General features: G+C 40.6%; 14 protein-coding genes. 4 read left to right on the forward strand and 10 right to left on the reverse strand.

The genetic code is table 11. The features are described from left to right. Window positions 1–12: 12 nt before the first annotated feature. The 9 genes from ACRD7A_RS13430 to ACRD7A_RS13470 all read right to left on the reverse strand — a co-directional run bounded on the left by ACRD7A_RS13430 (window position 13) and on the right by ACRD7A_RS13470 (window position 8,671). Window positions 13–363 (reverse strand): hypothetical protein, encoded by a 351-nt coding sequence (locus ACRD7A_RS13430; protein WP_430811614.1) that lies wholly within the window; start codon window positions 361–363, stop codon window positions 13–15. Between the two features lie 93 nt (window positions 364–456). After that, window positions 457–690: a DUF4248 domain-containing protein gene (locus ACRD7A_RS13435; protein WP_430811613.1), complete on the reverse strand. Its 234-nt coding sequence runs from the start codon at window positions 688–690 to the stop codon at window positions 457–459. Next, a complete protein-coding gene (locus tag ACRD7A_RS13440; protein WP_430811612.1) occupies window positions 687–971 on the reverse strand; it encodes a hypothetical protein in 285 nt (94 codons plus the stop codon). Before ACRD7A_RS13440 ends, ACRD7A_RS13435 begins: the two co-directional genes overlap by 4 nt. Window positions 972–1,458: 487 nt before the next feature. Continuing rightward, window positions 1,459–4,563 carry a DNA primase gene (gene dnaG, locus ACRD7A_RS13445; RefSeq protein WP_430811611.1) on the reverse strand — a complete coding sequence of 1,035 codons (3,105 nt, stop codon included), beginning with the start codon at window positions 4,561–4,563 and terminating at the stop codon, window positions 1,459–1,461. Window positions 4,564–4,566: 3 nt separating this feature from the next. After that, window positions 4,567–5,139, reverse strand: coding sequence for a KilA-N domain-containing protein (locus tag ACRD7A_RS13450; RefSeq protein WP_430811610.1), 573 nt, complete (start codon window positions 5,137–5,139; stop codon window positions 4,567–4,569). A gap of 59 nt (window positions 5,140–5,198) precedes the next feature. Then, entirely contained in the window at window positions 5,199–5,462 is a 264-nt protein-coding gene (locus tag ACRD7A_RS13455; RefSeq protein WP_430811656.1) for a DUF4406 domain-containing protein, read from the reverse strand. Window positions 5,463–5,719: 257 nt separating this feature from the next. Next, a complete protein-coding gene (locus ACRD7A_RS13460) occupies window positions 5,720–6,022 on the reverse strand; it encodes a helix-turn-helix transcriptional regulator (protein WP_430811609.1) in 303 nt (100 codons plus the stop codon). Between the two features lie 223 nt (window positions 6,023–6,245). Next, window positions 6,246–7,229 (reverse strand): hypothetical protein, encoded by a 984-nt coding sequence (locus ACRD7A_RS13465; RefSeq protein WP_430811608.1) that lies wholly within the window; start codon window positions 7,227–7,229, stop codon window positions 6,246–6,248. A gap of 206 nt (window positions 7,230–7,435) precedes the next feature. Further along, complete coding sequence (locus tag ACRD7A_RS13470) at window positions 7,436–8,671, reverse strand: tyrosine-type recombinase/integrase (protein ID WP_430811607.1); 1,236 nt, start codon at window positions 8,669–8,671, stop codon at window positions 7,436–7,438. A 977-nt stretch (window positions 8,672–9,648) separates the two neighbouring features. On the opposite strand from ACRD7A_RS13470, the gene ACRD7A_RS13475 reads away from it, so the two are divergent. From ACRD7A_RS13475 to ACRD7A_RS13485, 3 genes are all read left to right on the forward strand, one after another. After that, window positions 9,649–10,149: a DUF6174 domain-containing protein gene (locus ACRD7A_RS13475; RefSeq protein ID WP_430811606.1), complete on the forward strand. Its 501-nt coding sequence runs from the start codon at window positions 9,649–9,651 to the stop codon at window positions 10,147–10,149. 2,704 nt (window positions 10,150–12,853) lie between these two features. After that, window positions 12,854–13,195: a hypothetical protein gene (locus ACRD7A_RS13480; protein WP_430811605.1), complete on the forward strand. Its 342-nt coding sequence runs from the start codon at window positions 12,854–12,856 to the stop codon at window positions 13,193–13,195. A 1,010-nt stretch (window positions 13,196–14,205) separates the two neighbouring features. Next, complete coding sequence (locus tag ACRD7A_RS13485) at window positions 14,206–15,057, forward strand: hypothetical protein (protein ID WP_430811604.1); 852 nt, start codon at window positions 14,206–14,208, stop codon at window positions 15,055–15,057. On the opposite strand, the gene ACRD7A_RS13490 is transcribed toward ACRD7A_RS13485, so the two are convergent. After that, window positions 15,054–15,209: a hypothetical protein gene (locus ACRD7A_RS13490; RefSeq protein WP_430811603.1), complete on the reverse strand. Its 156-nt coding sequence runs from the start codon at window positions 15,207–15,209 to the stop codon at window positions 15,054–15,056. The genes ACRD7A_RS13485 and ACRD7A_RS13490 overlap by 4 nt on opposite strands. 94 nt (window positions 15,210–15,303) lie before the next feature. Here ACRD7A_RS13490 and ACRD7A_RS13495 point away from each other — a divergent pair, with 94 nt between their 5' ends. Continuing rightward, on the forward strand, window positions 15,304–16,167 hold the full coding sequence (locus tag ACRD7A_RS13495) for a hypothetical protein (protein ID WP_430811602.1): 864 nt from the start codon (window positions 15,304–15,306) through the stop codon (window positions 16,165–16,167). Window positions 16,168–16,223: the final 56 nt, after the last annotated feature.

Below are 16,223 nucleotides of genomic sequence, written 5' to 3' on the forward strand. Positions count from 1 at the left end.
ATAATATGAGTTTTATTTAAGGCTATCCAATAAATCGACCAAATTGCCGAACAAACTTTTCTTTAGCGGAGACTGTGTTGATTGAATTTTTTGCTTCAAATAATTCTGAGGTACTTGCTTTTTTATCAGGACTTTGGCAAGCTGACCTAATTCGCTTATTAACTCTTTTTCAAGAGATACTTGTTTTGGTGCATTCGGTGTATTGCCACTTTGTTGGAGCTTTAAAAGCAAGGACTGGTATTCCTTCCGCATATTTTGAAATTCAACGGCAGTTCCTCCGGCATCGGGGTGTAGTTGCTTTGCTAATTTTCGGTAACGTAGTTTGGCTTGGTCAATATCGGTTATGCCTAAGAAATACTTCATAAATAAATGTTTATTTTTATTGGTCTTATGGAACTTACCATTCAATTATTTATTCTGATTGAAGAACTTCTGAATAAAAATTGAATGGACGTTTCATAGCTGTTCAAATTCTTCAAGTGTTATACAAAAGTGTTCCAGGATTAAAAGGAGTTGTTGTTTGTTGTAATAGTGGCGTTTGGTATTTCCTGCCAGTTCAATTTGCTGCTTGAGTGCCGGGCAAACATCAATTTCGTTTCTTAGCTGCTGCATTGCCGATTTTATTGAAATACTATCCGGGTAAAGCTTTTTAACCAAATCCTGCTTTAATATTGTTCTGCGTACTATCATAGCGTAGGATTTGGGTTAAAAAGTGAGCCATAACGCACCTGAAGTATTGAGAATAGTAGCCATGTAGAGTATATCTCAATAGCTTTTGAGGTCTTTTGAATACTTTTTAGCGCATCGCAAGTGCTTATGGGTACTTCATGTGCATAATCGAAGGGCTTTTTAATGAAACCCCATTTTTGAAGACCATAACGAAAGCTTATTTGAGCTACTGCATGGGTACAAGCAAGGATAAGCCCCGGAGTAAGGCCTATTGGTAACGTATATTCACATCTTTTGGGCATAATAAATCAATTATACCCTTGACAGCTAGAGTTGCTAAGATAGATATATCCAATTAATTCATAAACCTCTTTTTTGGATTTTATTGATTGTTACAAGCTACTATTGGGGTACCAAGGGTACTTAGGGTACTTAGTCAGACTTAAGGAGTTGATAGTGTGAGTAATAATACATCACTTAGCTAAGTAAGCAACTAAGTACCCACCCTCATCCTAAGTACCCTAAGGTAAAAACTGCTAAAAACTAAGTAAGACTAAGTAACCCCAAGTACCCATTATCTTAAAGTAAAACAGGCTTAATAAGTTGATATACTATTATTTATATTACTCTAAGTAAGCTAAGTACCCTAAGTAACCAAAATCACCAGAGTTTTTTTAGGTTTTGAGTGGAAATATCTAACTCCTTTTGTTTTCCTTCTATTTTCTGCCAAAAAAACGAGAGCCTCTTTTATTGAAACTCTCGTTAGGTGGATGCTGGGTGTTTGGATCTTCACGCTTCTCGCCGGGCATTGTCTATACATAGGTTCAGCTGGTCGAGGTAAAACACAAAGGCGGTGGTGCTGGTAAATTTTCGGCTCCCATTATCGTCATATTCCTGCATACCGCTTTTGGCATCCATCTTCTTAAAACTCACTTTCTTGGTATCGCAGATAAAAGCCGGACAGTTTCTAAGGTAGTATTCCACCGTGGCATCAGGCAGGGGCTTGTCGCCCTCACGTAAGGCCTGCGACTTGTATAAGCCAAACACACGGCTAACGGAAAGGTAGAGTAAATCCCTGGGTTCCGGAAAGGTGATTTCACTTTTCTTCCAGTCCCGGTTCTCCTTGTAAGTCCTGGTTACCTTATCGGCATACACCACCTTGTAATCGCCACCATCAAACAGCATGTTGGAGCTGATTAGGTATTGAACGGTTTTCCAGAAGATACCCAAATCATCGTTACGGGCTGTTTCCTGGTTTTGTGTCACCATCATCTGAGTAAACAGCTCAAGCACTTCATCCTGTACAAAAGGTAAGTCCACCATATTGGCCACTGTCGCATAAGCCGATGCGATGGTGAGCCAGTTATTGAAGATACGGGTTTCAATGGTGGTTGTGCCCAGTTGCTGGCGAAACGCTTCGCTAACGGCATCAACGGTTTTGCTGTAATTTCTGGCAAAGGTTTCCCGGTGTTTAAGCAATTGATGGGTTATCTGCGTCAGCCCATTTTTATTGATGTACTCCAGTTCCTCAAACAGTCTTTTCTCTTCAAAAGAAAAGGTGGTTTTTGAAAAGCCCAAGGCGATAAAACGGCTAAACAAAGCAATATCAGCCGTTGCAATTTGCTGGCCACAGACAATGATGCCCTGGTTAACCTTGGAAGTTTCCTTTTTCTTGTCCTTATCCATGTTCATGCGTGTCCGCCCAGTCTTATCCCAAAAACCTTTCAACAGCTCACGTTTCTCCATCTCCAGGTCGTTCCGGTACTCATCCAATACACAAACCGCATTGGCACTGGTTGCCACATGGTCGGCAATGGATGGCTTACTGGAGTTGTGCAGGTTGGGCACTTTCCCTTTGCGCCCAAACATGTACAGAATACTTTCGGCACAGGTATTTTTGCCGGAACCTTTCTGACCATACATATTGAGGATGGGGAATTTATCGAAGCGCCTGGCGATGATGTCCATAAACAAGCAGGCAAAGTAAAACGACAAGGTGATAATGCCATTTAGGCCAAATACACCATAGTATTTGATTGAATACTCGTAAAGGGTAATATTCCCTTCGTTATGAATAAAATGGCGCTCAAATTCAAAGAGGGTTTCATCGCTGGCGTAGATTTCGGAACAGGCCGGAATATAAAAATAGCGCTCCCGGTGTTTAACGATGCCATAGCGGTCGGCTTTGATAAATTCATCACCATTAAAGATGCCGTTTCCCCAGCAAAAGAAACCTTCACGCTGCCATCCCAGTTGGCTTACTTCCTTACAGCTCTTGGTCTTTTCATACAACCAGGCTTTGAGTTTATTGAGTTCACTTTCGCCACCCGTCCACAGAAAGTTACCCAGCGATTCGATCTGTAATTTAAAGGCCGTAATACTCACCAAATCTCTTTGTGGCAGCTCTATGATTTTAACCAGGTTGTGACAATTCTTGATTTCGTACAAACGTTTGGCGTTCATGGTACTTTCGATGTGAAAAAGCGGTGACATTACAAAATTAGAATGCTTCACAAAGTCATCCCCCTTCTTATTTCGGAACACGTAACAATTATTCTCCACATAGAAACCCCATCGGTTAAATTCATTGAGACTAACATCCTTTGGAACGGTGTAGCGATGGGTGTTTTTAGGTTCGTCTTTGGTCAGTTCCTTAAGGGCATCCTGCCAGGCTTTCTTAGGCTTTATGTGTTCGGCAACAAACTCGATATAAACCTCTTGCTTGGTTTTGTCGTAGCTGGCTATAAACTTAGCCATCCGTTTTATGGCTTCCGATTTATAAACCGGATCAGCACTTGATTTCTCGGCATATTGAGCCGTTTTAAAAACGATGTAATCCGTTTGCCGCTCATTGAATTTCAGAAACACCTCTTTGGTGGTAAATTGGCTATCCGGGTCTTGCTTTTCGGGCAGGATAATCACCGACACATGAAACTGGTTTTTAATGAGTATCTCCGCATTTCTATCGGTCGCCCTTAGCCCGGCAGCATCACCGTCGTAAATCAAAGTGGCCTTGTTGGTGTAACGTTTTAGTAGTTGTGCTTGCGCCATGGTCAAAGCCGTTCCACCGGATGCCACCGTGTTGGTGATACCGATGGCGTGCATACGAAGTACATCGGAATAGCCTTCCACCAAGTAGGCTCGTTCTTCGCTCTTAATGGCAAACCTGGCAGCATTAAGACCGTAAAGCTCATTGCCCTTAACATAAATAGCACTCTCCGGTGTGTTCAGGTATTTTACTTTGGGGTTCGGGTTTAAATCACGTCCGGCAAAGGCGATGGTTTGCCCCCTGGCATTGCACAAGGGAAAGATGAAGCGATGCCGAAAGAAGTCGTACAAACCATTTTCATTGCTTTTTAGCAGACCAATTTCTTCCAGTATTTCGGTTTTAAGACCATTCTTCCGGGCATAGGCCAGGAGCGCATTGCCTCCCGGTGCATAGCCGATACTAAAACTATCGGTTTCAGGTACGATGAAGTTACGCTCCCTGATGAAGTTTTGTGCTTCCCGGTGATGGAGATTCTCTACGAAGAATCGCTCCACCACATTGCAGGCAATATGCAGACTTTCTGTATGCCTGTATTTAACCTGATCGAAATTGGCACTCTTCTTCCATTCAAAGTCCAGGCTTAGCTTTTTCGCTCCAATCTCAACGGCTTCTTTAAAACCAACGCCTTCGTGCTCCTTAATAAACTCAATGGCATTGCCGCCCTTACCACAACCAAAGCACTTGTAGATACCCTTGGCCGGGTTCACCCGAAAGGAAGGCGTTTTTTCCGTGTGGAAGGGACAACAAGCGGTAAAGCTACTCCCTGACTTTGTGAGTTCGATGAAGTTAGAGACAACAGTAAGAATATCACCGTTAATGTGCTCGATTATCTTGTTTACATCCATGTTTTACCAGTCTGTCTTTCTATATTTTGCGATGTCTTCCGGGAATAGATTCAGCTTTAGCTCCTTGGTGGAATCCCGGATGGCCTTTAGCCTTTTTCGGTCGGCCCTGGTCAGCTTGCCCTCCAACTCCATGAACTTGTAAAAATCATCGGGATGCTTGCGCAACAACTCTTCACGCATTGTATCCCGTTCTTTTTCAATTAGCAGTTTCTCCTTTGTGGCCTCGGTTATGTTTTTGTATTGTGCATAGATCATCCTGTCGATGGTAAAGAAGACCCACAATTCAAACTTAGGACTTAGCCATGCTGCAAATTTCAAAGCAAGAATCCGGTGCATAAATGTGCCTGACCTGCCTCTGGTTTTTATAATCTTATCATCATCCAGGGGTTCTAAATTTCCTCCAAATGGAGGAAATTTAAGTTCCTGAATAAATGCTTTTGTATTATCAGATTTCAAAAAGAAGTCGATCCTCTTATTGAACACTTTTGCCATTTGAGTGGCATTCACCATAATATTGCTATCACCCTGAAGGAACTCAATGCGCTGGTTATTGTATAGATATTCTACTGTTTTCATAATGCTGGTTTTATCCTGTTAAAGGAGGAGCTGCCCTTGTTCAACTCCTCCTGAACCATCTAGCTGTCAAGGGTGGTTATCAATTTTCGGAGTTCTGCATGGCTGATTGGATGAAAGAGTGTATGAAGCTTCATGTCCATAGCCAATGTCAACTCAATGCGTGACATGATGCTTTCTTTCCAATTGGGCAGTACATAAACGGCCTGACTCCTTTTAAGTAATTCGAGTCGGCTGTCCAGTTTATCCGACCAACTCATCCTGGGAAAAACCGTTTCGGCAGGATTGATAACGGCACATTTCAAGGACTTGAGACGATCCGTTATTCGTTAGGCATCCACCGCATCCTGCTCTGCCTGTTCCAAGGTATCAACCCCACAGATATAGATTGTTGCCATAGATTGTTATTTTGTAAGATTAAGAAACCGGCAAAACTTGGTTTCCGGAATTATCTGAATGTGGGTTCGCTTTTTCATAAAAACCTTTAGCTGAGAAAATCGCACTATTTGCTTACCTTTTTTCTCCCCAGAAGTACGCTGCACGTCTTTCATAAACTTCGATTATATGTTATTACCATGCGCAATTACACATTTTGACGCAGCTCGTCCATGGTGGCATAACGGCCGGCCTTTATCCATTCCTGAATCTCATCCAGCTTGAAAAGCAATACCTTTCCACCTGGCTTATAGAATGGGATTTGCCTGTTATGCACCCTGGCATAGATTGTTTTGATACTCTCACCTAGCAACCCAGCCAGTTCATTCGCATTCAGGTAATCGTAACCCGAAATAGCTTTACGCTGCACTTGCAGAATTTCAGCTACCTGCTTATTCAGCTGCTCAAGGCTTTTTAAAGTCGCTGCATTGATGCTCTGTTTTTCGTCCATATTTGATGCTGTTTTTGAAAATCAATTTGCTGGACAATGTTAAGTCAGCAAAGCACCAAAAACCGCCGTCAGACTGTCTGATATTTTAAATAAAAATCATAACCCACTAACTGCCTATTAGATGCAAAGGCGCAAATTGACCGCAAATCCGTTTTTCACGAAATCTGTCAGACAATGAAAACGACATAAAATAGCACTAAATGGTAATTGCCTTGCGTATGGTCTAATTGGTTATCAGATTCAATATCTCTTTTTCAATATCGCCAGTGGGCAAATTACTGTTTTGGAAATGCAAACGAACCATTTCCAGATCAACCAGCAAGTTCTTATCCTCCTTAACAAATGGAGCCCTGGATACGAGTTTGTAGAAATAGGTTTTACGGTAATCTTCGAGGTCATTCCGGTTAACGATCAGCAAAAAACGGGTCATCATGGCCGCATCAATATTATCGCGCAGCTTCATACCCATCAGCCGGAACAGAAAATAGGCCCACAACACCTGCTGTGAGCTGGTAAGCTTAAGAATAGCCTCTAACGCCTTTGGAGCATTAAGCAGCATGTTTTCAGGCGATAGACTGGCCACTTCTTTGGAGCTGAAGTATTTGATAAATTGAGTCTTGCCATAGTAATCACAAAAGAAATCGTAATAACACTGCCGGTTGGTAGTGGTCAAATCAAGAAAGGGCGAATAGTAGTAAATTTCCAAACGCTTGCTAAGCAGTGTTGTTTGCTTAATGGTAATGACATCACGAAAGGATTGGTCAGTCTTTACCGGCATAAAGTAGTGCAATAGCCTGCCAAACTGAAGATAGAGCTTACCTTCAACGTGATAACACAACTCCCCTTCATGATTAAACACTTTCAGTCGTTTTAAATAACGATTTTTGCGCATAAACGGCAAAGAAAAGTACTGCTCTTCAATTCTTACAAAGCGCTGATTATCCTCCATAAAAGCCCGCATCTGCAAGGCCTTATCAATAAGAGCATTAATATCCTCGGATAATACAAGATAATGGTAGTCGAACAATTTCATTAATTGAACAGAGAAGGGATCGGTAGGCAGATGGGTAAGCTTGTCGATCAAGCCCTCCATGTCCGATTCCCAGGCGTACGATTGTTTGGCCTTTTTATAGCCTTGCAGCAGCTTTTCAAAAGCGGCAAGGCTATCCTTTTCAAGGTTATCTGATGTAAGTTGATTCTCATTCATAAGCTTATATATTCATTTTATAGTTAAGTATTTCAGCTTATGAGTATAGGCCTAAATCCACATTTTTTAAATGATAAAGATCTCAAAAACAACCTTTGTTAATAACTATTTTCAAGGTAGATAACTATTCTAAAAAAGCTCAAAACAGCATCATACTGTAAATAAAAAGGCTCCCAATTCTTCATTTTGGAAGCCTCTTATTTTTTTCAAAAAGCTGTCAGGTATTTGGCCACTTCTTTTTTGTGATCGCTTTCAAAGCTATCGAGGTAGGTTTCCGTCATTTTCACGTCACTATGCCCCAGGCTTTCGCTAATAAATTCCGTTGATACCCCGGAGCGTTTTAGTATTGTTGCAAAGCTATGTCGGGCTGTATAGGTGGTAATGTGCTTTTCAATACCCAGTTTCTTACCGATTCGCTGCATGTGAATGTTCGTCTTTCGTACTCGCCAGGCTATCTTATGAATCTTCTGGTGGGGACTTAGACCATCTGAAATCAGTGGAAACACATAATTATTAGGCGACCGATCGGGATTACCTCTTTTGTCAATTATCTTTTGGATATCCTTGCTTATCGGTATTAGTATCGGTCTTTGTGTACCTGACGAGTGTTCCGTTTTTTTGCGAATAAAAGTGATGAACTCAGAGCTGATGTCCTTGTATTTTAGGTGGAACAGATCCGTCATATTAATGCCATTACACAAATAGGAAAATAGCCATAAATCCCGGGCTTCATCCTCGTGGCTGAATGGCTCAGGCTGATACTTATAAATCTTCTCTATTTCGTTAATCTTTAACGCCCGTTTAATGGTAACACACCGGGGCACATAATATTTATCTCTGCCAAAGGGATATAAATCCTGTGGAATTGTTTTATCCTTCAATGCCATGATGAAGGCACTTTTTATGGAGTTCACATACCTGCTGTAGGTTGTGGGTTTGATGCCCCGGGCTTTCATATAGTGCTCAAAGTCCCGAAGCTTTGCTATGGTTATCTCCTTGAATTCTAAATTGACTTCACGATTAAAGAACTTCTGCAAGGCCAGCTTGGCAGGCTTTGCTGTTTTATCGCCATACCCGTTCTTTTTATAAGCGTTGATTTTAATATCCAGGTAGTGAAATATGCTTCTCATATTACCGCCCGTAATACCAAAGTGGGTTTTAAACTGGTCAAATGAAAAGTTGCTTAACTCCTTTATAATCTTATTGGCCTTCTCCTCAATCAGTGAGAACTCAAGTTGGATTTCTTTGTATTCGCCACGGGGCTTTGGGGCAATAATCTTTTCAAACTCATCCTCGGTAAAGTCATACACCCGGTTCTTGGTATCAATGGTGTAATACATCTGTTTTCGATTGTGAGTTAAACGGAGCTTAGCCGGATACTTACCATTTTTCTTCAACCTTTTTTTGAAAAGCACAATCGCTGTACTAACTTTAGCTGACATAACTGAAATTTGTTTTTGGTTATACTCTAATTTCGTATGGCAGATTTTTGTGGTAAGTTCGCCAAAACATGTACCATAAAGTTTGCCATACTTTTGTATTCCAAATGTAGAAAAATGAGGTAGCATATAAAAATCACAATCCTCTCAAATTGTTGATAACTAAATAAATGAAAGCAAAAGGTAATAAATAAAAATACAGCGATGGTTTATGCGGCAGGCCGTTGTGTGTAATTCCCCCTATAAACCTGTAGTATTGATTTAAAATCAAGGTAATCAATACTTTTTAAGGTTTATGGATTTCTTATGCTAACGTAAAATGGGGACATCAAAGCAGATGAAAAGTGAAGAAAAGCACAGAATTGTAAATCACTGAATTACTGACGTTTATTTTTACGTTAGTCAGAATTCCCCATTTTTGATGACAAAATAGACTAGGCTGATAACGGGGAGCCTAAAAATTGTTGTAATTTTAATTGGCTTAATACGTTAAGCTTCATAAGCTGGATCAAAGCTCGATTTTTAAAATGGCGTTAAAGGTGCTAGACATCAACCCCATCAGAATTCTAGAGATAGGGACATTGTGAAAGACTAATTGGCGGAGCAAAAGCTACCCCGGATACAATATTATCATAATTCCAAAAGAATGTCCCCGTTCCAGTCATTTAAAAATCCCAACTTTTATCAAAGAGTCGGGTTAAAAATTTATTGTGCCAATTCAACAAAAATGGGGCTTTTGGGCGCAATTCGTTATATACAATTGAAGACAAGAGAGAGCCGGTTTGACAACAAGCTATTTAAATGAAAACTAATGGTTATTATACACGTAACTGAATTGCGATAAATAAAATGAATAGAATGAATCAAATAGAGTAACTGCAGTAACCATTCTATTCGCATTTATTACTAAAAATAGCAAGATTAAAGAAACTAATGATTAAATTGAAAAAAGAATAAAGCAACCAATAAAATGAGTTATTATGAAAAATATCTTTTTATTTTTACTGTCGTTCGTAATCGTTTCATGCGGTGATACAGATGATTCTATTGGACTGCTTTTCAATCAGGATTCATATAACTCCAATCGCGAATTGTGGGAAAATAGTGGGAAATTAGATTATTCCTTCACACAAGAACAATCGGCAACTTACAATGGTGGACAACCCAAATTAATTACTGTTGTGAAAAATGGCGAGTTAGATACAATTTATATTCAGACCAATGAATCTGGGGATTCAGTTAAATATCTTGTACACTATGAAACGATAGATGACGTATATGATTATATAAATAGTACTGTTGAGAGTTGTAATGAGCAAATAAATTCCTCTGACAACCAAATGAATGGAGCTAAAATAGAAGTTGAGTACGATGCGAGTTATTATTTTCCTGCTAAGATTATCTGTACTGGTTATTATCCCAATGGGTATGTTGGCGGATTAAGTACACAAATATTCATCACCGATTTTGAAGAAAATTGATAGTATGGGATTGTAAAGGGTAGAAATAAACAACTACACACAACATTTTGTATAGTTAACTGTGGGCGCAGTGGTAGTTTCAGCGTCCTACACACGCCTCAAAGGGGTGTGTATGCGGAAAAGAAACCGCCCGGAAAACCACAGCTAACCATACAATTTACCGTTGGGCGCAACGAACTCGAATGGAGCGCTTCGATTATGAAAAACAAAAACGGGACGCAAAACCGTAAAATGGGGAAAAGTGGTTTAATGTCAAAGCAATTTAAAACCAAGGCGCGCATTTCTGGACTCGCAAACAAAACGTAGTGGGACTTGCAAACCAAACGGACACGGTGGACTTATCCCGGCCGGCACTTTTTCAGTCACAGCCGGACTTCCGATTTGCAGCGGGACTTTCAAGCAGCTCTATTCGGACTCTGGTTCCCGGGGCGGTTTAAGTGTAGCCGGACTTCAAAATAACACATACGGACTAAGGCGCGCCAAAACATAGAATGCAAAACTGTTTAGACACGGAAAAAATTGATGACACAAAGATTTTCAGTCCGTTTTTGATGCACAGAACGGAAAAAATAAATTAAATCGCAGCGCCCAACAAACCGCCATAGCGCATAAGGCGATTACTGCGGCTCCGGAGGCTTGTCTCTTCGGTCAGCTCCGCCAAATCGTTGATTTGGCTAGACATAAGGAAAAAGTTAAAACCAAATACAACGCTTTGGCTTCCCTCCTTTTTGGGAGGTTGGTGAGGTCAATATTCGCCTTACGCCGCCATGCGGCAGGCCGTTGGGCGCAACGAGCTCGAACAGGGCGCTTCGATTATGAAAAACAAAAACGGGACGCAAAATCGTAAAATCGAGAAAAGTGGTTTAAGACAAGTGATTTATAAAACCAAGGCGCGCATTTCCGGACTCCCAAACAAAACGTAGCAGGACTTGCAAACCAAACGGACACGGCGGACTTATCCCGGCCGGCATCTTTTCAGCCAGGCAGCCGGACTTCCGATTTGCAGCGGGACTTTCGGGCAACTCTATTCGGACTTAGGTTCCCGCGTGGTTTAAGTGTAACCGGACTTCAAAATAACGCGTACGGACTAAGGCGCGCCAAAACCTAGAATACAAAGCTGATTAGACAAGAAAAAAATTGATAACACAAAGATTTTCAGCCCGTTTTTGAAGTGCAGCACGGAGGAAATTATAAATCGCAGCGCCCAACAAACCGCCATAGCGCATAAGGCGATCACTGCGGTTCCGAAGGTTCACCGCTTCGGTCAGCTCCGCCAAATCGTTGATTTGGCTAAACACAAGGAAAAAGATAAAACCAAATACAACGCTTTGGCTTCCCTCCTTTTTGGAAGGTTGGTGAGGTCAATATTCGCCTTACGTCGCCATGCGGCAGGCCGTTGGGCGCAACGAGCTTGAACGGAACGCTTCGATTATGAAAAACAAAAACGGGACGCAAATCCGTAAAACCTGACAAAGTGGTTTAAAGTAAAGGCAATTTAAAACCAAGGCGCGCTTTTCTGGACTCTAAATCAAAACGTAGCGGGACTTGCAAACCAAACGGACACGGCGGACTAATCCCGGCCGGCATTTTTTCAGCCAGGCAACCGGATTTCCGATTTGCAGCGAAACTTTGGAGCATCTGTATACGGACTCAGGTTCCCGCGTTGTTTAAGTGTAGCCGGACTTCAAGATAACGCATACGGACTAAGGCGCGCCAAAACTTATAAATCAATGCTTATTAGACGGAAAAAAGCTGAATTACGTAAAGATTTTCAGCCCGTTTTTGATGCACATAACCGAAAAGTAAATTAAATCGCAGCGCCCAACAAACCGCCATAGCGCATAAGGCGATCACTGCGGTTCCGGAGGCTTGCCGCTTCGGTCAGCTCCGCCAAATCGTTGATTTGGCTAGATATAAGGAAAAAGATAAAACCAAATACAACGCTTTGGCTTCCCTCCTTTTTGGAAGGTTGGTGAGGTCAACATTCGCCTTACGCCGCCATGCGGCAGGCCGTTGGGCGCAACGAACTTGAACGGAGCGCTTCGATTATGAAAAACAAAAACGGGACGCAAATGCGTAAAATCGGAAAAAGTGGTTTAAGGTCAAAGCAATTTAAAACCAAGGCGCGCATTCCCGGACTCGTAAACAAAACGTAGCAGGACTTGCAAACCAAACGGACACGGCGGACTTATCCCGGCCGGCACTTTTTCAGCCAAGCAGCCGGATTTCGGATTCGCAGCGGGACTCTCGGACAGCTGTTCACGGACTATGGTTCCCGCGTGATTTAAGTGTAGCCGGACTTCGGAATAACGCATACGGACTAAGGCGCGCCAAAACCTAAAATGCAAAGCTGTTTAGACGGAAAAAAGATGAATAACGTAAAGATTTTCAACCCATTTTTGATTCAGAGAACGGAAAAGTAAATTAAATCGCAGCGCCCAACAAACCGCCATAGCGCATAAGGCGATCACTGCGGTTCCGGAGGCTTGTCGCTTCGCCCACCAGCGCCAAATCGTTGATTTGGCTTTGTGAATAGAGAAAGAAAAAACCAAATGCAACGCTTTGGCTTCCCTCCTCTTTCTAGGTTGGTGAGGTCAATTTCGCCTTTCGCGCCATGCGGCAGGCCGTTGTGGCTAATAGAGAATTACAAGATTCAAATAAATATTTTCATTTTTCACATTAGTATTAACCAATCACCTAGACTATGAAAACAATAGCAAGTACATTAATTATTTTCACATTAGCACTTATTTCTTGTACAGAAGAGACAATAGTGCCAACAACAGGAAATGTTCTACTTATCGATGAGCACAATGAATTCGACAATCAAAAGTATTATATAGTATCTGAGGTATATTACCTGACAACAGATGATCCTTACTGGTTTCGTTCTGACAATGATGCTTTATATACAGGAACACTAACTGATACACAAACTGAAATAAATGACTTAAATACAGGAATATACTATGTTGTATTTCCGATTGAAAGAAAATATAAAGTGTTCCAAGTCAAAGCAGGTAAGACCATAGAATGCAAACTTTAATGTGAACATTGATAGTGAGTTAAAATGAAATAAACTACTAGCCACAACACGCCGCCATAGCGCATAGCAGGGCTCGGCTCTCTTTGGGTGGGCAGATTCCCGCCTCGATAGTCTCGTCCTCTCGGACGGACAATCTCAACGCAAATCTGCTACAGCGCCATGCGGCCAACCGTTAGCCCTCATCAAACGCAATAACGACAAAAAAGGCTATGTAAGAGTTACTTGGGGACACCGCCTCAGTACCCTGGCGTTAAGAAAGCCAGACGGTGAGGCGTCAAGAAAACAAAGCTGTCTGAGCCCGTTGCAAACGGGTGAGTTCTTTGTTTTTAGCGAAGCCGACAGGCTTTTAGCCAAAGGGGACTGCAGCGGAGATTTTTTGCCTACTTTTTCGTGGTTGGAAAAAGTAGGAGCCTGTCCGGCTGGAGGACCTCAATGAGTACCTTAACAAAATCAGAAAAGCGTCGATTTTCTCAAGCGCCACTGAAAAAGCCGGAACGATAAGGGGATAATGCAAGACGCTGGAAGCGGAGGGCTTTATTGGAATTAGCGGAACGGCTTTTTCAAGTTCGCCTTAAAAACCGACAAAATCCAGTTTTTTAAGCTGTTATTAAGCAGTCCTCCAGTGGGATCAGCGGCTCCCTTTGGACAAGCATCAAAAAGTGGCAAAGCTACTGCCCCACCCCATTGACCAAAGCCATTCAGACTCAAGAAACATAGGACACCCTGGGCAGACGGCTTATTTTGAATTCCTTTAAATTAACAGTACCAGAATCATCGTAGGACAAATATGTTAACTTTGAGTCATACCCTGTGTAAGCTATCCCAAAGGTTCAGAAAAATGGGACTTAGCAGGCGAAGCCCGTAGATTACAGCAAAGAAAAAAGGAATGACGAGGGCTAACAATGGGTCATAATGCACAACCTGCCGCAGGCGCAACACAGGCTGCGCATCATACCCGAAACCGTTAGCAACAAAGCAATAATCCTAACATCAATTGAAAAATAAATAGAATGACAGATAGCATTGTTAAAAACAAACTTCATAAACCTATTGAGTCTTTGACAATCAATAAGGAGGACTTGTTAAAGTTTCTAAACTTATTACAAGAAAGAGCCAATGCTGCATGTGATATAGAATGTAAGCATATAGAAAATACAATTGATGCTGACAAATTAGAGAAATCAAAAGAAGACTTAAAAGGTTGTTCACAGTTAAAGGTAACAGTTAACGGAATTGACGGTGAACAACTTTTTGGCTCAATTGACGACGTATTCAACTCAGTCTCATTTCCAGAACAAATAAAGTCCCTTTATCTTAACAGTGAATTAATTTATGAGTCAAGATTTAATTATATACCAAGAAATCGATTTGAAGTATTTATTGATTTTACCAAACCCAAAGTGCTAGATTTTTCATTCCTGCCAAGTGAGAAAACTCCAAATGACTCTAATTTTACCGTTGAAGGATTTGACAATACTTGGGTTAATGGAGTTTTTAGTGAGATTGATAAATATTTTGAAAAGAGGTCATCTAAGTTTTCAAGTATACATCAAAATAGTGTTTACGATATAATTGTATGGACATTGGGACTACCAATTGGTTTTTGGGCATGTTCAAAAATAGAAGATTGGATTAATCAATCGTTCACTAATGACTTCTTAAGCAGCCTAAGCTATGTTTACATTTTCTTTATTAGTTTAATGGTCTTAAGAGTACTGTTCCACTATTCCAGGTGGTTATATCCAAAATTACAATTTAAGTCAAACCAAGACTTGTCTTTAATTCATAGAGGCTTTTTTTACGTAATTACAACTGGAATTTTAGGTTCATTTCTCTATGATATAATAAAATATATTTTTTAGATATAAAGCTCAGTTGCTAACAAACCGCCATAGAGCATATAGGGTGCAGCTTTTCTTGGTTGGTTCGTAGCTTCGGCAATCAGCGCCAAATCACTGATTTGGCTTTTGAAATGAAAAGATAAAAACAAATACAGCGCTTTGGCTCCGCGCAATTTGGAAAGTTTGTAAGGTTAAATCCCTTTACGCTCCATGCGGCAGGCCGTTGCCTGCAATAGAAAAAGTACAAACCGCAAATAATTCATTGAAATGAAATCATACTTATTCTTGCTAATAATTTTATTGAAACCAATTTTCATCTATTCACAAACCAATTTAGCCGATAACTCTGAAATTGTTAAGAATTCATTAAATGGACTTGAATTAATAAATGACCAATGGAATCGTGAGGTACTATTCAGTGTTGAGAATAAGAATGAACAATTTATTTATTTGAAACAAGTTCAGAATACTTTGTTTGCAATTAGTCAAATAAGAATAGGTAATCAATATGATGAATATCTAAACGTATTCACTATAAATTCATCAAACAGACATCGAGTTAAATTAAACAATGTAAAATTCGGAATTTTCAATAGTGCGAATTTTAGATTAAAGGACAACAAAGTAAGTATATTTGTCTCTAATGAAAAACTTGTAGAATATCAGTATGACCTTGAAGATAAAGAGTTAATTAACGTTTTATCTATGAAAATTCAAGGACATGCAAGTGCTGGCAGAAGCTCCTATCGGTCCTCATTCCCATCTCGTTCAGGTCGGTTCAGAATTGAATTTAAAGATGTAGACTTGATATTGCACAAAATGAAAATTGTAGAGGATGATTTTGCTGGTGATTTGTTAGTTCCAATTTCATCAAAAACTCTTATATCTCAACAATATGATGGTTCATGGTCATTTGGCTCAGGCGTTTGGAACAATGAAGAAACCAAATTTTACTTTGACAATACAGGTGCAGTTGCTTGTATTTGGGAACTTGATGTCGAAAAAAATACATTGAATAAAATTGTTCCTGAACATGAGGCTTTTAATCCATTTATAATCAACAATGAAACTGAAAAAGTATTAGGCTTTTTTTTAGGCAACTCAATTATGATTGCTAAACCTGGAAAATAAACTACTGCAGGCAACACGCTAGTATAAAGCAATTGGCGTTCGTAAGAATTTGGTAG

Origin of the sequence: Carboxylicivirga longa (assembly GCF_050589825.1) — a bacterium.
In the GTDB taxonomy this organism is placed as follows: domain Bacteria; phylum Bacteroidota; class Bacteroidia; order Bacteroidales; family Marinilabiliaceae; genus Carboxylicivirga; species Carboxylicivirga longa.